Origin of the sequence: Candidatus Poriferisodalis sp. (genome assembly GCF_965208895.1) — a bacterium.
Lineage (GTDB): Bacteria > Actinomycetota > Acidimicrobiia > Acidimicrobiales > Poriferisodalaceae > Poriferisodalis.
On the sequence record NZ_OZ242363.1, the window covers coordinates 2160930 to 2185727 of the forward strand.

At 67.6% G+C, this 24798-nt stretch carries 17 protein-coding genes and 1 pseudogene; 10 read left to right on the plus strand and 8 right to left on the minus strand.

Annotated features, from left to right (window positions below):
• Window positions 1–9 precede the first annotated feature (9 nt).
• Window positions 10–1134, minus strand: coding sequence for an LLM class flavin-dependent oxidoreductase (locus tag ACOGJB_RS09745; RefSeq protein ID WP_419840608.1), 1125 nt, complete (start codon window positions 1132–1134; stop codon window positions 10–12).
• A gap of 235 nt (window positions 1135–1369) precedes the next feature.
• Between ACOGJB_RS09745 and ACOGJB_RS09750 the strand changes: the two genes are divergently transcribed.
• Window positions 1370–2080 (plus strand): TetR/AcrR family transcriptional regulator, encoded by a 711-nt coding sequence (locus tag ACOGJB_RS09750; protein ID WP_419840609.1) that lies wholly within the window; start codon window positions 1370–1372, stop codon window positions 2078–2080.
• Between the two features lie 17 nt (window positions 2081–2097).
• Here the strand turns inward: ACOGJB_RS09750 and ACOGJB_RS09755 are convergent, their stop codons facing one another.
• Both ACOGJB_RS09755 and ACOGJB_RS09760 read right to left on the minus strand, forming a co-directional pair.
• Window positions 2098–4134 (minus strand): hypothetical protein, encoded by a 2037-nt coding sequence (locus tag ACOGJB_RS09755; protein WP_419840610.1) that lies wholly within the window; start codon window positions 4132–4134, stop codon window positions 2098–2100.
• A 106-nt stretch (window positions 4135–4240) separates the two neighbouring features.
• Window positions 4241–5692 carry a sigma 54-interacting transcriptional regulator gene (locus tag ACOGJB_RS09760; RefSeq protein WP_419840611.1) on the minus strand — a complete coding sequence of 484 codons (1452 nt, stop codon included), beginning with the start codon at window positions 5690–5692 and terminating at the stop codon, window positions 4241–4243.
• Between the two features lie 322 nt (window positions 5693–6014).
• Between ACOGJB_RS09760 and ACOGJB_RS09765 the strand changes: the two genes are divergently transcribed.
• The 5 genes from ACOGJB_RS09765 (at window position 6015) to ACOGJB_RS09785 (ending at window position 13642) form a co-directional block, all read left to right on the plus strand.
• Window positions 6015–7238 (plus strand): hypothetical protein, encoded by a 1224-nt coding sequence (locus tag ACOGJB_RS09765; protein WP_419840612.1) that lies wholly within the window; start codon window positions 6015–6017, stop codon window positions 7236–7238.
• A gap of 71 nt (window positions 7239–7309) precedes the next feature.
• Complete coding sequence (locus ACOGJB_RS09770) at window positions 7310–8149, plus strand: succinate dehydrogenase cytochrome b subunit (RefSeq protein WP_419840613.1); 840 nt, start codon at window positions 7310–7312, stop codon at window positions 8147–8149.
• A 189-nt stretch (window positions 8150–8338) separates the two neighbouring features.
• Entirely contained in the window at window positions 8339–10222 is a 1884-nt protein-coding gene (locus ACOGJB_RS09775; protein WP_419840710.1) for a fumarate reductase/succinate dehydrogenase flavoprotein subunit, read from the plus strand.
• Between the two features lie 41 nt (window positions 10223–10263).
• Window positions 10264–11025: a succinate dehydrogenase/fumarate reductase iron-sulfur subunit gene (locus tag ACOGJB_RS09780; RefSeq protein WP_419840711.1), complete on the plus strand. Its 762-nt coding sequence runs from the start codon at window positions 10264–10266 to the stop codon at window positions 11023–11025.
• A 196-nt stretch (window positions 11026–11221) separates the two neighbouring features.
• A complete protein-coding gene (locus ACOGJB_RS09785; RefSeq protein ID WP_419840614.1) occupies window positions 11222–13642 on the plus strand; it encodes a hypothetical protein in 2421 nt (806 codons plus the stop codon).
• A 123-nt stretch (window positions 13643–13765) separates the two neighbouring features.
• On the opposite strand, the gene ACOGJB_RS09790 is transcribed toward ACOGJB_RS09785, so the two are convergent.
• From ACOGJB_RS09790 to ACOGJB_RS09800, 3 genes and pseudogenes are all read right to left on the minus strand, one after another.
• Window positions 13766–14257, minus strand: a complete 492-nt coding sequence (locus ACOGJB_RS09790) for a hypothetical protein (protein WP_419840615.1) — start codon at window positions 14255–14257, stop codon at window positions 13766–13768.
• 106 nt (window positions 14258–14363) lie between these two features.
• Window positions 14364–14576: pseudogene (locus tag ACOGJB_RS09795) on the minus strand (IS982 family transposase); the annotation flags it as partial.
• A gap of 95 nt (window positions 14577–14671) precedes the next feature.
• A complete protein-coding gene (locus ACOGJB_RS09800) occupies window positions 14672–16168 on the minus strand; it encodes a PQQ-dependent sugar dehydrogenase (RefSeq protein ID WP_419840616.1) in 1497 nt (498 codons plus the stop codon).
• A gap of 57 nt (window positions 16169–16225) precedes the next feature.
• Here ACOGJB_RS09800 and ACOGJB_RS09805 point away from each other — a divergent pair, with 57 nt between their 5' ends.
• Genes ACOGJB_RS09805 through ACOGJB_RS09815 form a run of 3 tightly spaced genes read left to right on the plus strand, consistent with a single transcriptional unit; the run spans window position 16226 to window position 18790 of the window.
• Window positions 16226–16723: a pyridoxamine 5'-phosphate oxidase family protein gene (locus tag ACOGJB_RS09805; protein ID WP_419840617.1), complete on the plus strand. Its 498-nt coding sequence runs from the start codon at window positions 16226–16228 to the stop codon at window positions 16721–16723.
• A gap of 48 nt (window positions 16724–16771) precedes the next feature.
• Window positions 16772–17326 carry a hypothetical protein gene (locus ACOGJB_RS09810; RefSeq protein ID WP_419840618.1) on the plus strand — a complete coding sequence of 185 codons (555 nt, stop codon included), beginning with the start codon at window positions 16772–16774 and terminating at the stop codon, window positions 17324–17326.
• Between the two features lie 36 nt (window positions 17327–17362).
• Window positions 17363–18790, plus strand: a complete 1428-nt coding sequence (locus ACOGJB_RS09815; protein ID WP_419840619.1) for a flotillin family protein — start codon at window positions 17363–17365, stop codon at window positions 18788–18790.
• A gap of 30 nt (window positions 18791–18820) precedes the next feature.
• On the opposite strand, the gene ACOGJB_RS09820 is transcribed toward ACOGJB_RS09815, so the two are convergent.
• Entirely contained in the window at window positions 18821–19675 is an 855-nt protein-coding gene (locus ACOGJB_RS09820; RefSeq protein WP_419840620.1) for a TerC family protein, read from the minus strand.
• Window positions 19676–19859: 184 nt separating this feature from the next.
• Window positions 19860–20771 carry an HDIG domain-containing metalloprotein gene (locus ACOGJB_RS09825; RefSeq protein WP_419840621.1) on the minus strand — a complete coding sequence of 304 codons (912 nt, stop codon included), beginning with the start codon at window positions 20769–20771 and terminating at the stop codon, window positions 19860–19862.
• Between the two features lie 290 nt (window positions 20772–21061).
• On the opposite strand from ACOGJB_RS09825, the gene dnaE reads away from it, so the two are divergent.
• Window positions 21062–24670 (plus strand): DNA polymerase III subunit alpha, encoded by a 3609-nt coding sequence (gene dnaE / locus ACOGJB_RS09830; RefSeq protein ID WP_419840622.1) that lies wholly within the window; start codon window positions 21062–21064, stop codon window positions 24668–24670.
• Window positions 24671–24798 lie beyond the last annotated feature (128 nt).

Here is a 24798-nt window from a genome sequence, read left to right on the forward strand (position 1 = left end):
GACCAGCGCTCAGGCAAATCGAGGCATCACCTTGTCGCTGATGAGCTCGATCGACGCATTGATCTGGTCGGCGGAATGGATGCCCTGGGGGACCAGGAAGAACGCCTCGTCGATGCCGAGCACAGTCTGCGCCTCTTCGATCTGGCGGCTGATCGTGTCGGGGCTGCCCACGAGCTGCAGCGGCATGCCTTGGCCGAACTGGATGGCCCACTGGTTCCAGAACCACTCCATGTCGGCGAACTGCGCCCAGGCCTCGGCGTCGGTGGGCGCGCACACCGCAACGCCGCCCCAGCCGCACTCGTGCCCGCGGGGCTTTTCGATGCCGTGACGGGCGGCCTCGGCGCGGTACGCCTTCCACAGCTCCTCGCAGAAGTCCATCTTGTCGCTGAGCACGATCGGCGTGCCGCCGTAACGTGCCCAGAACACCGCCGAGCTCATCGACATGGTGAACCCGCCGTAGAGCGGCGGGTGCGGCGTCTGCAGCGGGCGCGGTGCGATGCCGACCTCGTGGATCGTCATGTCGGCGTCGACGCCGGCGCCAAAGTCCGAATACACGGTGTGGGTGTGGGGGTTGAGCTTGTCGTTGGGAAATCGCCAGAACTCGCCCTCATAGGCGAACGTGTCGTTCTTGAGGGCGGTGAGCACGATGTCGACGAACTCCTCGAAGTACCGGCGGTTGTAGTCGTCTGCGTCGGTGCCGCGGTTCCACTTGCCGACCGCAGCGAGATCGGGGCGGATCTTGAACTGGTCCACCCAGCGATGCTGGTAGCCGCGCACCGCGCCGAAGCAGAGCCGCCCGCCGGTCATGTGGTCGAGCGTCGCCACCTGCTCGGCGACCCGCAGCGGGTTATGAGTGGTCGACACGTAGCCGCAGGCGATCGGGCGCAGCCGGGTGCTGTGCTGGGCGATCCAGGTGGCCATGAGGTTCAGGTCGTTGGAGATCTCGAACCCCTCGATCTGCAGGTGGTGCTCGGGGTGGCCGAAGCCGTACCAGCCGTTGCCGTCGGCGAAGCGGGCGATCTCGGCGATCTCGCCGAGCATGCGCTGGTAGTAGTCGTTGTTGAGCCCTGCGAGGCCGGCTTCCAGCTCGTGGCGCCGGCCGATCGTGCAGTACATGAACAAGCTGAATCTCACCGTGGCTCCCGTCGTCTGTGCCCGCAGCCGTCCGCGATCTGCGCAGGCCCTGAGCCTCGCAGACGACTTCGCGGAGTGTAGGTGAGCACGCCCGTGCCAGCCCCAGAGCGCGCCCGGTCCCGCGCCGCCGCAACCCCGCATTCGCCGTGATCCGCGCACTGCTGTCGGGTGAAACCCCCTGATCAGGGTTCGACTCCTGCATGAACGCCCGTTCAGGACTAAGTTCTTCCGAGGCATGGACAGCACCGAGGCAGCCATTGGCAGCTCGGCCCAGCCGGATCCCACCAACAACTCCGTTGCCGCTGACGTCGATGAGAACGGCGGCAACGGCAATGGCAACGGCCGGAGGATTCGCAAGGGCGAGCGCAGCCGTATGCGCATCCTGGATGCTGCTGCGCGCTTGCTCTCGTGCCGTGGCTATGCCGCCACCACCCTGACCGACATCGCCGGCGCCGCAGAGATGCAGGCAGGCAGCCTCTACTACCACTTCGACTCCAAGGACGCGATCGTCGAAGAGGTGCTGAGCGTCGGCATCGACCACGCCCGCGGCGCGATCAACGCGGCGCTGGAGGCATTGGGCTCCGAGGCGAAAGGCTCCGACCGTCTGGCTGAAGCCATCGTGGCCTACGTCAACTGCATCGTGGCCGAGAGCAACTTCACGGTGGCCAACATCCGCTGCTACAACGAGTCGCCTCCCCAGACCCGCCAGAGCCTGACGGTGCCCCTGCGCGACTTCACCAACCTGTGGGTCGGCCTGCTTGCAGAAGGCCAGTCCGACGGCTCGCTGCGCGACGACGCCAACGCCAGGGTCCTCGCCCGGATCATGATCTCGGGCCTCAACTCGCTGGCCAGCTGGTACCGCCCTGGCGGCGAATTGCGTCTCGAAGACCTCGCCCGCCAGTTCGCCGAATTGGTCCTGACCGGCCTGCTCCCCGACCCGCAGTGACAGCTACAGGGTGACAGTTACAGGCGGCCGCTGGTGATGAGTCGGCGGCGGTGCTCGAGGAAGTCGACGAGCACGTAGTCGCCCAGGTTGTGGGGGCTGGTGAAGAACGCCCGCCCGCCGTTCATCTCGGTCATCTTCTCGACGAAGGCTCGCAGGTAGCTGTTCGGGTCGAGCATGAACACGTTGATGCGGATGTCCTCGCGGGTCGCCCGAGCCACTTCCAGCAGCGTGGCCTCGATGGTCTCGCGCACAGGCGGGTAGGCGAAGTACGGGCGACCGTCACGGGACAGGTGTGCGGTCGGCTCGCCGTCGGTGATCATGATGATCTGCTTCGAGCCGGTCTGGCGGGCCAGCAGCCGCCGGGCGATCATGAAGCCGTGCTGCATGTTGGTGCCGTAGGCGAAGTCCCACGACACCTCCGGCAGCTGCGCAGCGGTCAGCTCCGACGCTGATTCGGCAAAGCCCACGATGCCCAGGTAGTCCCGCGGGAACTGCGTCGAGATCAGCGAGTGCAGCGCCATCGTGACCTTTTTGGCCGGCAGGAAGTTGTCCCGCATCGGCATCGACAGCGACAGGTCCAGCATCAGCACCGTCGATGCCCGCGACAGCAGCTCGGAGCGCTCGATCTCGAAGTCGTCGGGCGTGAGGCTCACCGGTGTGCCGGTCCCCTGGCGGGCCACCGCGTTGCGCACGGTGCGCTCGATGTTCAGGTTGAAGGCGTCGCCGAACTCGTACTGCTTGGTCTCGTACGCGAACTCGTGGCCGACGCCCGACTTGCGCACCTGGTGACTGCCCACCTTGTCGTCCATGAGTCGGTTGAACAGGTCGCCGAGCGCGTTCTGACCAATGCGCCGCAGTGCCCTCGGCGTCAGCTCCAGGCGGCCCTCGGTGTGCTGCGCGAGACCTGATTCCTCGAGCATGCGGGCCATCTCGCTGAGCCGCTCCAGCGCTTCGGCGGACTGGTTGCCGAGCAGCTCCCGGACCCGCTCGGGATCCACTTCGGCCAGCGCGGAGGGGCTGACGGCGCCTTGGAGCATCTCGGCGAGCGCGTCGAGGTCGCCGAGCTGCGCCATGACATCGGCCGCCTGCGACATCGACAGCGGGTCGTCGCCGCCGAAGGAGTAGTTGCGATCCCAGCCCATGTCGGGGAACGCCTGCTGGAGGTTCTGCGCGAGCTGCTGGGCCTGCCACTGCAGGTCCATGTCGTCCATGAACTGCGACGCCAGGTCGGCGAGCTGCTGGCGCTGTTCGGGAGTCATCGAATTCAGCATCGACGCCATGGCCGCCATGCGCTTGGCCATGATCTCGAGCAGCTCGTCGAGCGTCTGGGGGTTCTCGGGGAAGAAATCGCCATAGCGATCCATGAATCCCTCGAAGTCGGGCTCCTCGCCGCGGGCACGCTGTTCGAGCATCTGGTTGAGCTCGGCCATCATGTCCTTGGTGCGGGCCAGGTCCTCGGGGCTCATGTTGCCCATGGCCCCGGTCATCTGGTCGAAGTAGCTCTGGGCCACTTCTTGGCGCAGCCGCTCGACGAGTTCGTTGAACTGCTCGCGCGCCTCGGGCGATTCGAAGTCGTAGCTCTGCAGGCCGCGCATCTTGCCGGCCAAGTCGGGGGGCAGCATGTCGAGCTGCAGGTTGCGTTCGGCGGCGCTCGACTGGGCGATCTCGTCGCGGCGCTCATCGCCGCTGTCGGCCGCGTCGTGCGCGAATTCCTCCAGCGCCTCACGCTCGGTATCGGTGATCTCGTCGAGCTCGCGGGCGATGTCGTCGTACACGCCGCCGAGGTCGAACTGATCGAGCATCTCCGAGCGGCGTTCGCGCAGCCGCTCGAGCATCTCGCGCAGGCCTTCGAGCCGGTTGCCTTCGGAATCGGTGAAGCCCTGCTGCATGAGCCGGCGCAGCGCCGCATTGAGATCGCCGTGATACAGCAGATCGTCGGTCATCTCGGCGAACAGGCTGTCCGCGTCGAAGTCGAAGCCGGTCTGGGTGCCGTCCCAGGCCGAGTATTCGAAGCGCGCGCCTTCCCGGCGAGCCCGGCGCCAGCGGATCTTCACTGGCTGGCCCCGTCCGGCCGGAGCGCAGCCGAGCGCTTCGGGATTCCAACGCGCTCTCCCATGTGCATCACTCTCTCATGGCAACGGTCGCTACGCGTACAGCCACTCAACCACGGGAGCGGTAGGTGGCCCGGGCGCCGACGTGCTCTTTGTTGAGCCGCTTGGACAGGTGCAGGCCTTCGAGCACCAGCTCGACAGCGGAGGCCAGCACTGCGGGTGCGGCGCCTTCGTCGGACTGCGAATCCGCAGCGGTCGCTACCAGCGACTCAGCGGCGACGGCGAGCGCCTGGTTGCCGGCGAGCAGCTCCATGTAGGCCTCCGAGCCGAGGTCGTCGCCGGTGTGCACCACTTTGCCTTCGCCGAAGCTGGCCACCACGTCGCTGAGCTCGTCGGGCGAGAAGCGGTTCTTGAAGACCTCCAGCACGGCGGCTTTGAGCATGGTCTCGACGATCTTGCCGTCGCGGCCTTCCTCCATCGACTCGATCTCGATCTTGCCGGCGGTCGAGCTCATGAGCGAGTCGAGATCGCTGACACGAGGCACCACACTGCGCTCGCCGCGTTGCAGCGCCCGGCGAGTGGCGTTGGCCACGAGCGTCTCGGTGTTGGTGACGGTCATGCGCACCGACACGCCCGAGCGCTGGTTGACATGGCTGCTGGCACGAGCCACATGACTGAACGTCGCCACGATCTCCGCCATGAACTCGGGCAGCGTGACGCTGACGCCGCCGTCGAAGCCCACATCGATCCCGGCCAGATCCAGCGGGCGGGCCTCGGCGGACGCGATGTCCATCTCGGTGTCCACGTCGAGCGGGTAGTGGGTGCGGATCTGGGCCCCGAAGCGGTCCTTCAGCGGCGTGATGATGCGGCCCCGGTTGGTGTAGTCCTCCGGGTTGGCCGTCGCCACCAGCAGCACGTCGAGCGGCAGGCGGATCTTGTAGCCGCGGATCTGCACGTCGCGTTCCTCGAGCACGTTGAGCAGGCCCACCTGGATGCGCTCGGCAAGGTCGGGCAGCTCGTTGATGGCGAAGATGCCGCGGTTGGTGCGCGGCACCAGCCCGTAGTGCAGCGTCAGCTCGTCAGACAGGTACCGGCCCTCGGCGACCTTGATGGGGTCGACCTCTCCGATGAGGTCGGCGATCGAGGTGTCGGGCGTGGCCAGCTTCTCGCCGTAGCGGACATCGCGATGCGCCCACGCAATGGGCGTGTCGTCGCCGTGCTCGGCGACGAGATCGAGGGCGTGGCGCGACACCGGGTTGTAGGGGTCGTCGAAGATCTCGGAGCCCTCGATGTACGGCATCCACTCATCGAGCAGGTTCACCAGCGAGCGGATCATGCGGGTCTTGGCCTGCCCCCGCTCGCCCAGGAACACCACGTCGTGGCCGGCCAGCATGGCGTTCTCGAGCTGAGGCAGCACCGTGTTCTCGTAGCCCAGCACGCCGTCGAACAGCGGCTCTCCCGCGGCGACAGCCTTGGCGGCGTTCGCACGCATCTCCTCTTTGACCGGCTGGGACACCCAGCCGATCTTGCGCAGTTCGCCGAGCGTGGAGGGTTGGGTCATGGCGGGCAACCTAGCCCGCCATGAGGCCCGATATCGCATGGAGCGCGACGCCGCACGGGACATCCGGCGAGACCGGCGCTGTTCTCCCAAGCGTCAGCGCAAGCTGGTTGCACCGCCCGTTGGCCGCGCATAGCGTGAGGGGTGGAGGCAAGGGGAGTCGAACCCCTCGGGATTGGATTTAGAGGCCCTCCCGGCCACCCGGCTGCCCCCATGGACCGAAGCTCTCGCAGCTCCGTTCCTCGAAGGCCCCCGCTCGGCTCGCTGGGCGGGGGTCTTGCATGATGTTTGCAGCACACCTATTCATCTCTCTCAGTATTTTTTGATGACTTTCCACTTGACAGCGAGAGGCGGAAGTGCCCGGACGCTGGCTGGTGACTGGCTGGTGCGTGCTGCGGGGGCTGGTGAGTGGCGCACCGTTGCCGACCGGGCACTGGACGACGACGAGTGGGAGGCCACGCCGCATCTGGGGCGGTGGTGGCTGGATTCCGGACTCGCGCAGTCCGACGCCGTGCTCTACCGGAGGCGCTTCAAGCTGCCGCCCGAGCTGTCGGCAGGACCGCAGAGCGCTGCTGACCCTCACGCCCGCTGGTGGCTCGTTGCGAGCGGCCTGTGCGAGCTGGGCCACCTTTGGCTCGACGGCACCTACTTGGGCGATCTGCGCGGGCGCCACGCCGAGCACGCGTTCGAAGTGAGTCCACTGCTTCGCTCGGGCTCCGAGCATCTGGCAGCCGTCGAGGCGGCGCGCGGCACCGTCCGGGTGCCTCAGGACCAGGACGCGCACGTACGCATCTGCCGCAGCGGGCCGGCGCGCATCGAGCGGGTGCGGGCCTTGGTGATCGAGGCCAGCTTCGACCAGGCCGTGCTGCGCATCTCTGCCACCGTGAACAGCAGCGGCACGCACCGCGGCGAGGTGACCACGACCGTGCTGCCCGCCGACGACCCCGACGCCGGCTGGTCCCGCGACGCCACCCGGCGAGTCGCTACGCGCGACGACGGCATGGCGCTGTGGGAGCCGGCGCTGGCCCGTGGCCGCAACGAGCTGGAATGGCTGGTCACGCTCGAGCGCCCGTCGCTGTGGTGGCCCGCCGGCATGGGAGACCAAGCGCTGTACTGCATCGACATCGACATCGCGATCGATGGGCGCTCCAGCCATGCGGTCAGGCTCCCCACCGGAATCCGAACGATTGCGGCGCGGCGCAAGGCACTGCTTGTGAACGGCGAGCCGCACCGCGACGGATTTGACGCGCTGCGCGCCAACGAGCACGAGCTGAGCCACCCCAGCACCTATGAGTCAGCCAACGCGGCGGGCCGGCTGCTGTGCCAGCAGGTCACGCTCGGTCTCAGCGTGTTCGCCGGCGCCGAGCGTGGCCTGCGCGCGCTCGCTTCTCAGGCCGCCGCAGCGGCTGCCGACCACGCGGGCCACCATCCCTGCGTCGCGGCGTGGCAGCCCTCCCAGACCGCTGGCGGGCGAGGTTGGTCGCCGTGGGCACAGCGCGTCATTGCCAAGGCGATGAGCGCCGCTGATCCATCCCGGCCAGTTCGCTAACGTCAGCCTCCTTGACCGGCGGGAGCCCGGCATACTGTGCCGCCGCACAACGCCACGTACGGGAGGAATACATGGCGCCGACTGCCACGCAGCCCACCGGGTCTGCACCGGTGTTCACAACCAAGCGCCCCCTGCCGTTCCCGCTGAACATCTACCAGTCGGCGATCGGCCGCAAGTGGGTGATGGCCTGGACCGGCGTGGGACTGCTGGGTTTCGTGATCGTTCACATGATCGGCAACCTGCACCTCTACGAGGGCCCCTCGCGGATGTACGAGTACGCCGAGACGCTGCGCGATCTCGGCGGCGGTCTGCTGCCCCGCACGCTGGTGCTGTGGATCATGCGGGTCGGGCTGCTCGCGATGTTCCTGGTGCACCTGCATTCGGCGTACACGCTCAAGGAGCGCAGCCGGCTGGCCTCGCAGCGGGCCGGCTTCATCGGCGGCGCCAAGAAGTACGAGTCGAAGCGCGACTACGTCGCCGCCAACTACGCCTCGCGCACCATGCGCTGGACCGGCCCCATCGTGGGCCTGTACGTGCTGTTCCACCTGGCCGACCTGACGTGGGGCTGGTGGCTGGGCGATGCGTACGTGCGGGGCGATCCGTACCACAACGTGGTGGAGTCGCTGTCGTCCATTCCAGTGGCGATCCTCTATGTCGTGGCGAACGTGGCGCTGGCCGTCCACATCTTCCACGGCACCTGGAGCATGTTCCAGACCCTCGGTGTCAACAACCCGCGCTACAACGGCCTGCGCCGCAATCTGGCCACCGTGCTGGCGGGCGTGATCCTGGTGGGGAACCTGTCGTTCCCGGTGCTCGTGCAGGCCGGCCTGGTCGACGAGGACAACCGGGACTGCCCGGTCAACGACTCCACCGGCCTGGAGTGCCTGGCCGAAGCTGCGGAGGCGCACTGACATGTTCGTGAATGTCCACGTGCGAAGCAGCGAAGGCCACGACACGCACGGCGAAGCTGCGGAGGCTCACTAGTCATGTCACCACGCAAGCGCCGAGTGCGGCGTGTCGGAGTATCGGCGGCCGAATCTTCCGGCAACGGCATCGATTCGACCGACGGCGTGCTCGACGCCCGTGTGCCTCCGGGTGCCATGGCCGACAAGTGGATCGACCACAAGTTCTCCATGAAGCTGGTCAACCCGAACAACAAGCGCCGCTTCGAGATCATCGTGGTCGGCACCGGCCTGGCGGGCGCCTCCGCGGCGGCGTCGCTGTCGGAGCTGGGCTACCGGGTGAAGGCCTTCACCTTCCACGACTCGCCCCGCCGGGCCCACTCGATCGCAGCCCAAGGCGGCATCAACGCCGCGAAGAACTACACCAACGACGGCGACTCGGTGCACCGGCTCTTCTACGACACGGTCAAGGGCGGCGACTACCGCAGCCGTGAGGCCAACGTGCACCGCCTGGCCGAGGTGTCGTTGAACATCATCGACCAGTGTGCGGCCCAGGGCGTGCCCTTCGCTCGCGAGTACGGCGGCCTGCTCGACAACCGGTCCTTCGGCGGCGCGCAGGTCAGCCGTACGTTCTATGCCCGGGGCCAGACCGGCCAGCAGCTCCTGCTGGGCGCCTACCAGGCGCTCGCCAAGCAGGTGGCCGCCGGAGGTGTCGAGCTCTACACCCGCACCGAGATGCTCGACCTCATCACCAAGGACGGGCGGGCCTGCGGCATCGTCACCCGCGACCTGGTCTCGGGCGAGATCGCGGCGCATACCGCCCATGCAGTGGTGCTGGCCACCGGCGGGTACGGCAACGTCTATTACCTGTCCACCAACGCCATGGCCTGCAACGTCACTGCTGCGTGGCGGGCGCACCGGCGTGGGGCGTTCTTCGCCAACGCCTGCTACACCCAGATCCACCCCACCTGCATTCCCGCCAGCGACGAGTTCCAGTCGAAGCTGACGCTGATGTCTGAGTCGCTGCGCAACGACGGGCGCATCTGGGTGCCCTCGCAGATGGACGACGCCCGCGCGGCGGGGCAGATCCCTGAGCCCGAGCGCGACTACTACCTCGAACGCAAATACCCGGCCTTCGGGAACCTGGTGCCACGCGACGTGGCCAGCCGCAACGCCAAGACCGTGGTGGACCAGGGCAAGGGCGTGGGGCCGCTGCGCAACGGCGTCTACCTCGACTTCTCCGAGGTGATCGGCCGCGAAGGCAAAGACGCAGTGGCGGCCAAGTACGGGAACCTGTTCGACATGTACGAGCGCATCACCGGCGAGAACCCTTACGCCGGGCCGATGCGCATCTACCCCGCCACGCACTACACGATGGGCGGGCTGTGGGTCGACTACCACCTCATGACCACGGTGCCGGGCTGCTACTCGATCGGCGAGGCCAACTTCTCCGACCACGGGGCCAACCGGCTCGGGGCCTCGGCGCTCATGCAGGGCCTGGCCGACGGCTACTTCGTGCTGCCCTACACGATCGGCGACGACCTGGCGGCCCGGCTGGGCGAGCCGGTGGTGCCCACCGATGACCCCGTGTGCTCCCAGGCGGTTGCCGAGGTGACCGACGCCACCGGGCGGTTCCTCTCGATCGGCGGCACCCGCTCAGTCGACTGGTTTCACCGCGAGCTCGGCAAGATCGTGTGGGACTACATCGGCATGGAACGCACTTCTGCTGGGCTGGAGAAAGCGCTGTCGGAGATCCCGGCGCTGGAGGCCGAGTTCTGGGCCGACCTGCGCGTGCCGGGTTCGGGCGCCAATCTCAACCAGAGCTTGGAGAAGGCCGGCCGGGTGGCCGACTTCTTCGAGCTGGCCACGCTGATGGCCCGCGACGCCTTGGTGCGCGAGGAGAGCTGCGGCGGGCACTTCCGGGCCGAGCACCAGACACCCGAGGGCGAGGCGCAGCGCGACGACGAGAACTTTGCGCACGTCGCTGCGTGGGAATGGCACGACACCGACACCGTGCAGACCCGCCACACCGAGGAGCTGTCGTTCGACGAGGTGGCACTGACGCAACGGAGCTACAAGTGAGCGGGACAAACGGCCAGAGCCAGCAGAGCCAGAGCGGCACCTTGAACCTCACGCTGCGCATCTGGCGCCAGGACGGGCCCGACGCCAAGGGCGGCTTCGTGACCTTCGACGCGCCCGGGGTCAGCGAGGACATGTCGTTCCTGGAGCTGCTCGACATCATCAATGAGCGGCTCATCGACGAGGGCGGTGTGCCGATCGAGTTCGACCACGACTGCCGTGAGGGCATCTGCGGCACCTGCAGCCTGATGATCAACGGCCGGGCGCACGGGCACGAGGTGGCCACCACCACCTGTCAGCTGCACATGCGCAAATTCTCAAACGGCGACGTCATCACCGTGGAGCCGTTCCGGGCGAAGGCGTTTCCCGTCGTACGCGACCTAGTGGTGGACCGCAGCTCGTTCGACCGCATCATCGAGGCAGGCGGCTACATCTCGGTGAACACCGGGGCGGTGGGCGATGCCAACCTCACTCCGGTGCCCAAAGAGGCCTCCGACACGTCGTTCGACGCGGCGGCGTGCATCGGATGCGGGGCGTGCGTGGCTGCGTGCCCGAATTCGGCGGCGCAGTTGTTCACCTCGGCGAAGCTGGCGCACCTCAACCTGATCCCCCAGGGCCAGCCGCAGCGCTGGGAGCGCACCGAGTCGATGGTGGAGACGATGGAGCAGTTCTTCGGGTCGTGCACCAACCACGGCGAGTGCACCGAGGCCTGCCCCAAGGAGATCAGCCTGGACTTCATTGCGTTCATGAACCGCGACTACGTCAAGGCCAAGATCAAGAACCGCAAGCTGGCCGGCCAGAACTGAGCTGCGCACACGAGAATGAACGGGGCCGGCGCCAGCAAGGCGCCGATGCGTGGGTGGTCGCTAGAGGCGAACCGCGCTCCATGTGGAGCGTCGTCGCCGGCGTCGCTTGGTGCGAGTGCCAGCCCCGCTGAGCGGTCGCAGTGTGCCAGTGGGCGGGCGATAGCGTTTCACCTCAATGATGGTCACACGCGCACATATGAGTCCTGACGAGGCGGCCCCCCGGCGGCGTCGGCCGCGAGCCACCGCAGCAACGGTGGCGCTGGCAGTCCTGCTGGCCTCGGTCGTGCTGGCGACGCCTGCGGCGGCGCAGCAGCGGCCGGCGCACCTGGTGCGCAGCGGGCCGAACCTGACGCTGGTCCTGGCGAACTGCTCGAATACAGCCGACACGACTGCGGCCGTGGAGCTGGCCCGCCATTCCCGCAACGCCGCTGCTGCGTGCCTGAGCACCGACGGCGTGCCCGCAGAGCTTGCTGAGTTGATTGCCGCGTTTGAGCCTGACCGCGTGATGGTGCTCGGCGGCCCCGCAGCAGTGCCGCCCGCGGTGATGGACGAACTTTCAGCAGCGGTGCGCTCGGCTTACCGGTGGGCGGTGATACAGCGGCTGGGCGGGGCCACTCGCGCCGAGACTGCCGCTGCGGCAGCCCGCGTCGGTCTCGACACGCCCGAGCGTGTGGGCCCCGACACGATGGTGCTGATCGTGGCCAACGGCTGGAACCAGGCCGACATCAACACGGCGAGAGCGTTCGCTGCGGGATTCGAAGATGTGGCTCTCGCGTACTTCTCGCCTGCCGCGGTCGCCGACGGCCTGCCGGAAGCGACGGCATCGCTGATCGCCGACTACCGGCCGGCGCGGATCGTGTTCGCCGGGCTCGCGGACGCAGCGGGCATAGCCGCTGAAGCTGCAACCGAAGCAGTGCTCGCAGCAATCTCCTCCGACGTGTCCGTGGAGCGCGTTGCGCTCGCAGGCAGCACGACTGCTCCTGCTGTGGACACCGAAACGCTCATCGGCACCGCACGCACGACGTTCGAAGCGATCAGCAGGGGCGAGCGGGACCGGCCTGCCGATGCCGACCAGAGCGAGGGGCCCCCGTTCCTGGCGCTCACGCAGGCATCGGGCATCCCGGGCATCGGCTCGACGCTGTTCACGGTTCGCTCGGACGGCAGCGACCGCACGCTGCGCACCGTCGATCACAACGGCTGGGAGTGGGACTACAGCAACGGCCGGCGGCTGGCGTGGGCCGACGATGAGGAGCGGGTGCTGGCCGCGACACCCGGTGCCCCCGGCGAGCTGCTGGTCTCCGAGGGAGCGTGGCCGTGGTGGTCACCCGATGGCAGCCACCTCCTGACGTGGAACAACGCCGACACCAACGACAACGACCGCCTCGATTCCTTTGAGGCGTTGCTGTTCGACGCCGACGGCAGCCCGGTGCGCAGCTTGGGCCAGCTGGACTCACGGACGTGGTACTACGGCGACATCCGGGACGCGATCTGGTCCCGTGACGGCACCTACTTGGCCTACGTCACCGGGCACATCGACCCCGAGACGTCCGAAGAGGTCAACGAGGCGCGCATCGAGCCGACCGATGGCAGCGCCCCGCCCGTCACCCTGGCCCAGGACGCCATCGTTCTGCGCTGGTCGCCCGACAGCAGGCATCTGCTCTATGCCACCCCGCATGAGTGCGAGGCCGATCCGACTGATGAGAGCTGGGTGCTGTGGCTCGCGTCCGCCGACGGCAGCGAGACACGCGAGATCGGCCCGGTGCACTACCACGCATGGAGCGTGGTGATCATCAACCCGTGGTCGCCCGACGGGATGCACTTCGCGTACGAAGCGCTCGATCCGACCGACTGCTCGACCGAGCTGCGCATCAGCACTGTCGACAGCGGCAAGGACGGCGATGCTGGGGAAAACGCAGAACAAGACGCCGGGCCGGTGAGCATCGCTGCGAATGTGAACTTCCTGGGGTGGTCGCCTGACAGCACCTACCTCGAGTATTCCGACGAGACCGACCGCCCGGTGCTCGACTACCTGTCGCCCGAGCTGTCGTGGATCGCCCACCGCGACGGGAGTTCACAGCGGTTCATCGGCGAGCTCTCCCCGTCCGCGTACGGCTGGGTGTTCTGGTCGCACGACGGCGAACACATCTCCTACACCGAGATGCTGCGCGATGCCGACGACAACGTGACGGGCTTGGTCGCCCGCACCCAGCGGGCTGACGGCACCGGCGGCACGACCACGCTGGCGCAGCTCGGCAACGCGCTGTCGTGGTCCGACGACGGCAGGGCTGCCTATGTGGCCCTCCACGACGACGACGGCGACGGCGTGCCGGAGCGGGAAGCGTTGTATGTCCATACGCCGGACTCGCCCCACGGCGACGTCGAGCTCGTGCATGCACTGCCCGCACCGACCCGGGTTGCGATCTGGTCGCCCGACGGCAGCCATCTGATCTTCGCATCGGGCGACATCGAATCGCTGATCGGCTGGTTCCGCGACCGCGGGCGCGGGGTGAACGTGTGGGGTATCCAGACCGGCGAGCCCCGGTGGATGCACCGGCTGATCACCGACGTCACCTGGGGCGATTGGCAGCCCCAGCCCGACGACGCCGTCGCCGAGTAAGGACCCGCTCCGGTAGGCGCGCTCCGACACCTCCGAACGCAATTGCCTGCACACTGTTGGCTGAGACGAATACCCCCAATACGAGAGCCTCCTGAACCGGTGCGAGCGGCATGGCAAAATCATTCATCTCGCCCTCGCCTGCGACATCTGCACTAACGCGCTCATGGTCGTCGGCAGCAGCAGGCACAGCGCGATCGCGTGCCAAGCTATGTGCATTGCTGCGGGCTCGCTGAACGACCGAGTCATCAGCGACAGCCCAAGTGACGTAACCAGCAACAACGCAGCGCCCAAGTTGCCGGCAGCGCACGCCAACAGCATCCAATAGCGGGCGCGAGGAAGCTTGTTCGGCTCCAGCCAGAAAGCAACAATTCCCGAGATCAGAACACAAACACCCGCGACAATGACAACCGCAATTGCGACACTCCATGCCAGCGGAATTCCCCGATCGTCGATCTCGGTCATACTCCTGCCAAGCCAGAGGAAGAGAAACGCTAAACTGCCGAAATAGAAGAGCAGCAGCATCTGCACGATGGCCAACAGGCGTCGGAACGCACGGTGGCACATCACCGCACCAAGCTTTGTATGTGCGAGACGCTGATTCGATGGCGAAATCATGGCAACTCCTACGCCATGGGTAGCAGGGCGAACTCCACAACTGGCAATCAGCCGCCGACATCTACACTTGACTACAGTCGCAACCACCGATAGAGCTTGCCCACGGACGCAGATGCGCTTTCGCGAAGCGCACGAACTGCGACTCGTTGTCGAACCCCAGCAGCGCCGAGATCAGGGCGAGGGTGACCGGCTCCGCGTCGGACAGCTTCGGGGCGATGCCCACCTTGGGCCGCCGCGGAGCCCATCCCGGGTTCTGTGCGAGCAGATCGTCGATCCTCACATACAGTGCGGTCGCGAGCGTGTGCAAGTCCGGGCCCATATTGAGAACCTCCAAGCTCAAAGCGTGAATGCACACCCCGAGTTCGGACACTCTCACCCCACCAGCTGTAGACCCCACCCCTTGGAACTAACCATCTAGGGGTGCGCTGATTCGAGTCGCAGAACAGTGCCAGCTGCGCTGAGGACGTAGAGTTCGCCGTCGGCGTCTTCGCCGAAGGAGACGAGCGTGTTGCGTGGCACCGACACGCCGACGTCGATGCGCTCGGCTGTGCCGTCGGGGCCGCGGACTAGGCCCCAGATTTCGCCGGTGCAGTAGTCGCCGAACACGTAGGTGCCTGCGAGCGCCGCAATGGCGCTTCCCCGGTACACGTAGCCGCCCGTTACCGAGCAGCCCTCGTCGTGGCCGTAGGTGTAGACGGGGAACACCAGGTCGCCCGGCGTCTCGCCGCCAGTGTTGCTGCCGCTGAACCGCTCGTTGCCCTCGAACAGCGGCCAGCCGAGGTTGGCGCCTGGCGTCCAGCCGTCGGCGGCGGGCAGCACGTGGATCTCCTCGATGCGGTTTTGGCCGACGTCGGCGATCCACAGGTCGCCGGTGAGCCGGTCGAACGAGAAGCGCCACGGGTTGCGTGCGCCGTACGCCCACACTTCGGGCGCTCCCCCGCCCGACGCAAAGGGGTTGCCGACGGGAATGCCGTAGCCGCGCCCCGACGGCGGGTCGGGGTCGATGCGCACCATCGTGCCCAGCAGGGTGGAGCGATCTTGGCCGTGCCCGAACCGGTCGTTCGCGCCGCCGCCGTCGCCGAACCCGGCCCACAGGTTCCCGTCGGGCCCGAAGGCCAGGTCGCCGCCGTTGTGGTTGCACGCCGGTTGGTCGAGGGCCAGCAGCACCCGCCGGCGGTCGGTCTGGGGAGTGTCGCCCACCATCGGCATCACCACGATCCGGCTGTTCGCCGAGGTGTCGGTGTAGCTGAGATAGAGCTGGGTGCCGGCGGGCGAGAAGGCCATGCCCAACAGCCCGTTCTCGCAGCCTTGGCTGACCCTCGAACCGATGTCGGCCACCAATTCAGGAGTGACCTCGCCACGAGCCCCAAAGTCAGCCTCACCGCCAGGCCCCTGAGCGGCCTCACCACCGCCGTCCGGGTCGAGCAGCCAAACCTGACCGGTAAGTGTGGCCACATACCGCTGGCCGGTCCCCGGCCTGGCGACGAGCGCAATCGGCGCCTCGATGTGTGCAACAGGCACCAGCTCGAACCGAATCTCGGCAAGCGAAGGCTCAGCATCGGCGGCTGGCGCGGCACTCGTCTGGGTTGAAGGCGCCGATCCCGGCGCCGTCTCTGTGTTGCCTGCGCTGTCCGTGCTGCCCGTGCTGCCCGTGTTTTCGACGTTGCCTGCTACGTCTGTTGAGCCAGTCGGGTGTGCCGATGTCGCCGTAGTGGGCGGCTGACTTGTCGTGCTGAGGAGAGGGACGGTCCGCAACGCTGGCGGTGCTGTCACGGGGGGCGCTGTCACGGCGAATGCCGGATCGACCTGCTCGACAAACGCACTTCCATCGGCATCGCCTGACGGGATGGCGCACGCAGTGACCAAGAGCACTGCGGCCGCAACGGTCGCTCCTGCGCGTGCCAGCCTCACGGTGGCGACCGTACCCACCGCGGTGGTGCAGAATCACGCAGTACGAACGGTGGCGGTATGCAGATGGGCACGCAAGACAACAACGTGAGCTGGGGTGACTTTGCTGCGGCATGCTCCGAGCTGGCGCAGCGCATGCAGCGGCGTTTCGAGAGTCACCTGCATGCGGTCATGGCCACGATCCGTGCCGACGGCTCCCCTCGGATGTCAGGCATGGAAGCCCCCATACGCGAGGGCCACCTCTGGCTGGGCATGGACCGCAACTCGATGAAGGCCGCCGACCTGCGGCGTGACCCCCGGTTCGGGCTGCACTCTGCGCCCGAGAGCGGCGAGCTGCAGGCAGGCGATGCCCGCATCGAAGGCAGTGCCGTGCCGGCCGACGACGCCCAGCTCGAGACGTTCCTGCGCGGCCATCACCACGAGATCGACGACGCGACACCCATGGCGCTGTTCACCGCCAGGATCGCTCGCGCCGTGCTCGTACGCGTTGACCGTCAGCAACTCGTGGTCGAAACCTGGACGCCGTCGGGCGGGCTGACCGAACGCCGGATCAGCTAGGCCAGCTGAACTAGGACGAGGCGTAGAGTTCCAGCGAGGGGGCAGTTCATGGGCGACTGGTGGCAGGCTCTGACCGGCGATCTGCAGATCTTCTATGCGATCGCCTTCATCGCCAGCTTTTTCCTGCTGGTGCAGATCGCGCTGCTGGCATTCGGCATCGGGGCTGACGTCGATATCGACGTCGGCGATGACGATCCGAGCACCGGGTTCCTCTCGATCCGGACATTGACCGCGTTCTCGTTTGCGTTCGGCTGGACGGGCGTCCTCATGAAGCAGGCAGACCGCTCCACCGCTGCGTCGGTGGGCGTCGCCATCGCCGCTGGCCTCGCGGTGTTCTTTGCCGTGGGCTTGTTGTGGCGCTCGTTCGCGAAGCTCGGCGAGAACGGCTCGATCGACTACCAGTCCGCCGTGGGCGCGCACGGCACCGTCTATCTCATGGTTGCTGCGAACCGCTCCAAGCCCGGCAAAGTCGAAGTGATGGTGCAGGGTCGCATGCGGGTTATCAACGCCCTGACGGAGTCCGACGAGAACCTGCCCGCACAGACTGCCATCACCGTCGTCGGCGTCGTCGACCCTTCGACCGTGCTCGTAGCGCCTCACTAGCCTGACCTTCCCCGCTACTCACCACGAGAGGTGGCTATGGCCGTCATCGCCCTCGCAGGTGGCATCTTCGCCATCCTGCTGATCGCCCTGCTGTGGATCTCATCGCGCTTCAAGCGCTGCCCGTCCGACCGCATCCTCGTGGTCTATGGACGCGTCGGCGGGGAAGGCGAGTCGGCGAGGTGCCTGCACGGCGGCGGCACCATGGTGTGGCCCATCGTGCAGGGTTACGCGTACCTGGATCTGACGCCGATCCCCATCGAGATCAAGCTCCAGGGGGCGCTCTCCCAGCAGAACATCCGGGTCAATACTCCTGCGACGTTCACCGTCGGCATCTCCACCGAGCCCGGTGTCATGCAGAACGCCGCGGAACGGTTGCTGGGCCTGTCGCTGCTGGACATCGAGAACTTGGCTCGCGACATCATCTTCGGCCAGATGCGCGTGGTGATCGCCACGATGCCGATCGAGCAGATCAACGCCGACCGCGAGCAGCTCATCACCAACATCACCGAATCGCTCGAGCTCGAATTGCGCAAGGTCGGGCTGCGCCTGATCAACGTCAACATCCAGGACATCACCGATGAGTCCGGCTACATCGACGCTCTCGGTCGCGAGGCTGCGGCCCGCGCCATCAGCGAGGCGAAGGTCAAGGTGGCCGAGCAGGAGCGCGACGGCGACATCGGTGCCGCCGAGGCGCAGCGCGAGCAGCGCATCCGGGTGGCACAGGCCAATGCCACAGCGACCGAAGGCGAGAACGAATCGCACGTCGTGATTGCCGAGTCGGCGAGCGAGCGGCGCCAGAAGGAAGCCGAGGCCGAACGTGCCGCCAACGCCGCCGAACGCGTTAGCCAGGCCGCGGCAGAACAGGAATCGTTCTTGGCCGAAGCTGAAGCCGAGCGAGTGCGAGCAGAACGCGACAAGGCCGCGCAGGACGCTGACATCGTGGTGCCCGCCCAAGTGGAACGCGAGCGCGTGCGGACGCTGGCCGAGGCCGAGGCCGATCGCATCAGGCTGGTCAAGGCCGGCGAGGCAGACGGTCAACGGCTGCTGATGGAGGCCGAGGCGCTCGGCTTGCTGGCACTGCTCAGCCGCCGCGCCGAGGGCCTCGGTGCGCTGGTAGCCGCCAGCGGCGGCGCAGCCCAAGAAGCAGCCTTGCTGCTCGTTGCCGAGCAGCTGCCGAATCTCGTGGCCGAACAAGTGAAGGCCATCTCGAACTTGAAAATCGACAAGATCACCGTGTGGGACTCGGGCTCGGGCGGCGACGGCCAAGCCGGCACCACTGCGAACTTTGTGTCGGGACTGGTGGGCGCGCTGCCCCCTTTGCACGAGGTGGCGAGCCAGGCGGGCATCAAGCTGCCGCAGTTCCTCGGCGAACTCGACGACGCCGATGCGCTCGATCGGCTGCGCGAGCTGGCCGACCGGCTGCGCGAGACGTCAAGCGGCCCCGATGCGCCCGAGGACGCCTGAAGCCATTGCCCATGGGTGGAGGCCGACCAACTAGGCCGAAGCCCCTGGCTCAGCGCCGGAGTCGTCTGCTGCGGGCCCTGACTCGACCGCAACGGCCTGTTCGGGCAGGCGGCGTTCGTGGAACTCGACGGGCGGGGTCTTGGACTGGCGGTTGCGCTTCATCCGCAGGTTGAGCGCTTCGACCAGCACGGCGAAGCCCATGGCGAAGTAGATGTAGCCCTTGGGGATGTGGAAGTCGGCACCCTCGGCCACGAGCGACATGCCGATGAGCAGCAGGAAGCTGAGCGCCAGCATCTTCACCGTCGGGTGCTTGCCCACGAAGCGCATCACCGGGCCCGACGACCACAGCATCACGCCCACGGCGATCACCACCGCTGCGATCATCACGCCGACCCGGTCGGCCATGCCCACCGCGGTGATCACCGAGTCGAGACTGAACACCAGGTCGAGCAGCAGGATCTGCACGATCACCCGAGCGAACGATGTGCCGGCACGGCCCTCGGCTTCGTGATGGTCGTCACCCTCCAGCTTGTGATGGATCTCGAATGTGGACTTGCCCAGCAGGAATAGCCCGCCGCCCAGCAAAATCAGGTCGCGCCCCGACAGCTCGTGGCCGAACACCGAGAACAGCGGCGTCGTCAGCCGCACGATCCACGAGATGCCCAGCAGCAGCAGCACACGCATCCCCATCGCCAACGACAGGCCGACGACTCGTGCGCGGTCGGCGGGCGACCTCGCGCCGCTGCCGGCCGAGTCTGATTGCGAGCCGTCGAGACGGCTCGCCAAAATCGAGATGAAGATCACATTGTCGATGCCGAGCACGATCTCGAGCACCGTCAGCGTGACCAGTGAGATCCAAACCTCAGGATTCGCAACCCAGTCCACGGCTGCACACGCTAGAGCGGGGATGCGGCACGACCGCGGCTAAGAGGCTGAGCCCCGGGCCCGAGCGGCCCGTGAGCGCAGCGAACAAGAGCGGAAGGTGCAGGGCGAAGCCGTGGCCCGAGCGGCCCGTGAGCGGCAGCGAACAAGAGCGGGAAACAACTGGTGCGACAGCGGGAAGGTTCACCTATCCGCGCATCTTCTCAGGAGCTGCCGCCGATCCCTGCGCGGCCCACCAGGCGTCGAGGCGGTGGCGGACTTCGGCGTCGCCCAGCTCACCTTCGGTGCGGCGCAGTTCCAGCAGGAACTTCATGGCGAGGCCGACGTTGGGGCCGGGCTCGAGGCCCAGGTGGGCCATCACCTCGTCGCCGTTCAGCTCGGGGCGCACCTTTGCGGCTGCCTGCTCACGGGCCAGGCGGGCGATGCGCACCTCGAAGCGGTCGAGCGCGTCGTGCAGGGCCTCTATGCGCTTGACGTTGCGTGAGGTGCAGTCGCTGCGGACCATGTCGTTCAAGTCGCCCAGCAGCGGGCCGGCGTCGCGGGCGTAGCGCCGCACTGCTGCGTCGGTCCAGCCGGTGTCGTAGCCCTTGAAGCGGCCCGACAGGTGCACCAGTCGGGCAACTTCGGCGGTGATGTCGTCGCCGTAGCCCATCTGCGGCATGCGGCGGCGGGTGAGCTTGGCGCCCACGGCCTCGTGGTTGCGGAATGTCACCCCGCCTGGGCCGATATCGCGGGTCAGCGGCTTGCCGATGTCGTGGAACAGTGCCCCGAGGCGCACTCGCAGCCTTGGCGGGCTCTGGGCCACGACGGCGATGGTGTGGGCCAGCACGTCCTTGTGGCGATGGATCGGGTCCTGCTCGAGCGCCAGCGCCGGCAGCTCGGGCAGGTGTTCGCCGGCCCAGCCGCTGTCGACGAGCTCCCACAGGCCCTCGCGTGGGTCGTCTTCGACCAGAACGCTGTTCAGCTCGTCGCAGGGCAGCACGGCACCTTCGTCGAAGCCCAGCTCATCGGCGGCCAGTTCGTCAGCGGCCCATTCGTCGCCATCGTCGCGGTCGGGCGCGCGCGGCGCATCGTGGGGCGCGCGCTGCGAGGTCGTCATGCCTCCATGATGCAGCGCGATGGGCCGCCGTCCAACCGGGTTATCTGGGGGTTCGGCCGACTCGTCGGGCGCGCTGGTCGAACATTCAACGATCACGCCAGCGACCGGTCTATGTTCGACACGACGGCTGGTCGCCGGACCGTGAGGCCTTTGCCACGCGGGCCTGCAGAGGACTTGGCGAGTCGGCGGGGCGAGTCCCGGCGGATTCGGCCAGCGGCCCCGAGCGGCAAACCCGGCAACCGGCCACACCCGAGACCAGGCCAGCCCGACAGATCAGAGCGAGGAGCAGCGTGGCAGCGTCGTTCGTGCACTTGCACACCCACACCGAGTACTCGCTGCTTGACGGAGCGGCACGCGTCAACGAAGTGGTAGCTGCCGCGGCCGCCGACGGCCAGCCCGCGCTGGGCATCACCGACCACGGCAACATGTACGGGGTCCTCGACTTCTACCGGGCCTGCAAGGCGCACGACATCAAGCCGGTCATCGGCACCGAGGCCTACATGGCGCTCGAGAGTCGCCACGAGCGCCCCAACCGCAACCGGGCCAAGAACGCCAAGGTCGACGACACCGGCGACGACGGCGATGGCGGCGGGAAGCTCTACTACCACCTGACGCTGCTCGCCCACAGCGACGCCGGCTATCGCAACCTGCTCAAGCTGGCCAGCCGGGCATTCCTCGAGGGCTACTACTACAAGCCCCGGATGGACTGGGAGATGTTCGCCGACCACGCGGAGGGCCTCGTGGCCACCACCGGGTGCCTCGGCAGCGTGGTGCAGCAGGCCCTGCTCGCCGGCGACTACGACGAGGCCCGGCGCCGGGCCGGCCGCCTGCAGGACATCTTCGGGCGAGACTCGCTGTACGTCGAGTTGCAAGACCACGGCATCGGCGCCCAGCACGACTGCAACCCCCAGCTTCTGCAGATCGCCCACGACCTCAGCGCACCGCTGCTCGCCACCAACGACCTGCACTACACCCACCAGCACGACGCCGTCGCCCACGACGCCCTGCTGTGCGTGCAGACCGGCTCGCTGCGCAGCGACCCCGACCGGTTCAAGTTCCACGGCGACCAGCACTATCTGAAGTCGGCCGCGGAGATGCGGGCGCTGTTCGGCGAGCACCCCGAGGCCTGCGACAACACGCTGGCCATGGCCGAGCGGGCCGACGTGAGCATCGAGTTCGGCCGCACGCTGCTGCCGCACTTCGAGGTGCCCGCCCCCCACGCCGACGCCGACGCCTTCCTCGCCCACCTGGCGTTCGAGGGGGCCAAGCGGCGCTGGGGCGCCAACGTGGCCGAAGACACTGCGGCGCGCATCGCCTATGAGCTGCGGGTCATCTCCGACATGGGCTTCAGCAGCTACTTCCTCATCACGTGGGACCTCATCCGCCATGCCCGTGGGGCCGGCATCCGGGTGGGGCCGGGGCGCGGCTCGGCGGCGGGGTGCGCCGTTGCCTACTGCTTGGGCATCACCGATCTCGACCCGATCCACTACGGGCTGCTGTTCGAGCGGTTCCTGAACCCCGCCCGCATCTCGATGCCCGACATCGACATCGACTTCGACGACCGCTACCGCGACGACATGATCCGCTACGCCGCCGACAAGTACGGCCACGACCATGTGGCGCAGATCATCACGTTCTCCACGATCAAGGCCCGGGCGGCGGTGCGCGACGCCGGCCGGGTGCTGGGCAAGCCGTACTCGCTGGGCGACCGGGTGTCCAAGGCGATGCCGCCGCTCATCATGGGGCGCGACACGCCGCTGGCTGCCTGCCTCGAGCGGGTCGAGGGCCACGCCGACGGGTACGCCGCCGCCGCCGAGCTGCGCGAGATGTACGCCAGCGACGAGGACGTGCGCGAGGTGGTGGACGTGGCCCGCGGGCTCGAGGGGCTGATCCGTCAAGACTCGGTGCATGCCGCGGCCGTGGTCATCAGCCCGGAGCCGCTGACCGACTACCTGCCCATCCAGCGCAAGCCCGAGTCTGGCAAGGACCCCGACGAGGCGCCCATCGTCACGCAGTTCGACATGGGCGGCGTGGAAGACCTCGGCCTGCTGAAGATGGACTTCCTGGGGCTGCGCACGCTGTCGATCATCGACGAGTGCGTGCGGCTCTTGGAGGCCAGCACCGGCAGCCGGCTCGACATCGACGCCGTGCCGCTCGACGACGACGCCACCTTCCGGCTGCTGCAGGCGGGCGACACGATGGGGGTGTTCCAGCTCGAGTCGACCCCGGTGCGCTCGCTGCTGCGCTCCATGGCGCCCACCCAGTTCGAGGACATCTGCGCGCTGGTGGCGCTGTACCGGCCGGGGCCGATGGCCGCCGACATGCACAACAGCTACGCCCACCGCAAGAACGGCCGTGAGTCTGCTGCGCCGCCGCATCCCGACCTTGCAGAACTGCTCTCGGAGACCTACGGGCTGATGATCTACCAGGAGTCGATGATGCGGGTGGCCCAGGAGATCGCCGGCTACTCCATGTCCGAAGCCGACGACCTGCGCAAAGCCTGCGGCAAGAAGAACCGTGCCCAGATTGCCGAGCACCGCACCAAGTTTGTGGAAGGCAGCGTGGCCAAGGGCTACACGGCGCAGCTCGGCGAGCAGCTCTTCGACATCATTGAGCCGTTCGCCGACTATGCGTTCAACAAGAGCCACGCGTTTGCGTACGGGCTGATCGCCTACCAGACGGCGTATCTGAAGGCCAACTACCCCACCGAGTTCCTGGCGGCCGTGCTGACGGGTTCCAAGCGCAACATCGACAAGGCGGGCGTGTACCTGGCCGACTGCCGTCAGCACGGCATCGAGGTGCTGGTGCCCGACATCAACCGTTCCGAGCTCGATTTTGCGGCCGATGGGCAGACGATTCCGTTCGGCCTGTCGGCGGTGCGCAATGTGGGCATGAAGGTGGCCGAGCCGATCATTGCTGAGCGCTCTGCCAACGGACCCTTCGCCGACTTCGACGACTTCTGCATGCGGATGCCTCGTGAGGTGCTGAACCGGCGGTTCGTGGAGTCGCTGATCAAGGCGGGTGCGTTCGAATGCTGCGGGCACTCTCGCAAGGGCCTGCTCGATGTGTTCGACCGGATCATCGAGTCGGCGTTGCGGCGGCGGGAGGAGGCTGCGGCGGGCGTGCAGTCGCTGTTCGGGGGGCCGAATGGGCACGCCAGCGCGGGTGGCGGCGACGGTTCCGGCGGAGGCAGTGGTGCAGGCCGCGCTGGCGGCGGCGGCATCGGCGACGTGGCATTCGACGAGCGCATTGAGGTGCCCGACGTCACGGCCGACGAGCGCACCACGCTGACGTGGGAGAAGGAGCTGCTCGGGCTGTATGTGTCAGACCATCCGCTGCGGGGCGGCGAGGCGCAGTTGCAGCGCAAGGTCGATTGCCCGGTCGGCGGGCTGGGCGAGTTGCCGCAGAACCCCGAGGGCGGTCAGCAGTGGGTGACGATCGGCGGTGTCGTGCAGAACCTGCAGCGTCGCTATACCCGCAGCGGCGAGCCCATGGCCCGGTTCTTGCTCGAAGACATGGAGGGTTCGGTGGAGGTCACGCTGTTCCCCAAGGGCCTCGCAGCTGCGGGCGATGCGCTGGCCGAGGATGCCGTGGTGCTGGTGCGGGGCCGGCCGGATCGGCGCGGCGACGGCGAGACGGCGTTCCTGGCGTCGGAGTTGGAGGAGTTTCGGTTGCGCAAGGGGCCGGTGCCGCTGTCGCTCGACGTGGAGCGGGTGGACATCGACGAACACTGGCTGGCCTCGTTCGAGCGGATGCTGTCTGAGTGTCCTGGCGATGCGCCGGTGCATCTGCGGGTGGGCGATGCTGTAGTGAAGCTGCCCGAGTCGCGCTGGGTCGATGCGCGGACGCTGGCAGGTCCGATGCGCGAGCTGCTCGGCGCCGACGCCGTGCGCACCTAGCCCAACCACGAGGTGCGCCCGCTGCTGAGGCGGCAGACCCCTCAGCCATGACGGGGCCAGACCACTAGCCTTGCCCGCTGGCTGCGCATGCGGCCGGCCCCCTCCCAACTGCGGCACCGGCCGCTTGG

What these genes read in the sequence shown, in the direction of transcription:
- ACOGJB_RS09750 (WP_419840609.1), top strand. Translation starts at nt 1,370, where the DNA reads ATGGACAGCACCGAGGCAGCCATTGGCAGCTCGGCCCAGCCGGATCCC.
- ACOGJB_RS09760 (WP_419840611.1), bottom strand. Translation starts at nt 5,692, where the DNA reads ATGACCCAACCCTCCACGCTCGGCGAACTGCGCAAGATCGGCTGGGTG.
- ACOGJB_RS09765 (WP_419840612.1), top strand. Translation starts at nt 6,015, where the DNA reads ATGACTTTCCACTTGACAGCGAGAGGCGGAAGTGCCCGGACGCTGGCT.
- ACOGJB_RS09770 (WP_419840613.1), top strand. Translation starts at nt 7,310, where the DNA reads ATGGCGCCGACTGCCACGCAGCCCACCGGGTCTGCACCGGTGTTCACA.
- ACOGJB_RS09775 (WP_419840710.1), top strand. Translation starts at nt 8,339, where the DNA reads ATGGCCGACAAGTGGATCGACCACAAGTTCTCCATGAAGCTGGTCAAC.
- ACOGJB_RS09785 (WP_419840614.1), top strand. Translation starts at nt 11,222, where the DNA reads ATGAGTCCTGACGAGGCGGCCCCCCGGCGGCGTCGGCCGCGAGCCACC.
- ACOGJB_RS09790 (WP_419840615.1), bottom strand. Translation starts at nt 14,257, where the DNA reads ATGATTTCGCCATCGAATCAGCGTCTCGCACATACAAAGCTTGGTGCG.
- ACOGJB_RS09805 (WP_419840617.1), top strand. Translation starts at nt 16,226, where the DNA reads ATGCAGATGGGCACGCAAGACAACAACGTGAGCTGGGGTGACTTTGCT.
- ACOGJB_RS09810 (WP_419840618.1), top strand. Translation starts at nt 16,772, where the DNA reads ATGGGCGACTGGTGGCAGGCTCTGACCGGCGATCTGCAGATCTTCTAT.
- ACOGJB_RS09815 (WP_419840619.1), top strand. Translation starts at nt 17,363, where the DNA reads ATGGCCGTCATCGCCCTCGCAGGTGGCATCTTCGCCATCCTGCTGATC.
- ACOGJB_RS09825 (WP_419840621.1), bottom strand. Translation starts at nt 20,771, where the DNA reads ATGACGACCTCGCAGCGCGCGCCCCACGATGCGCCGCGCGCGCCCGAC.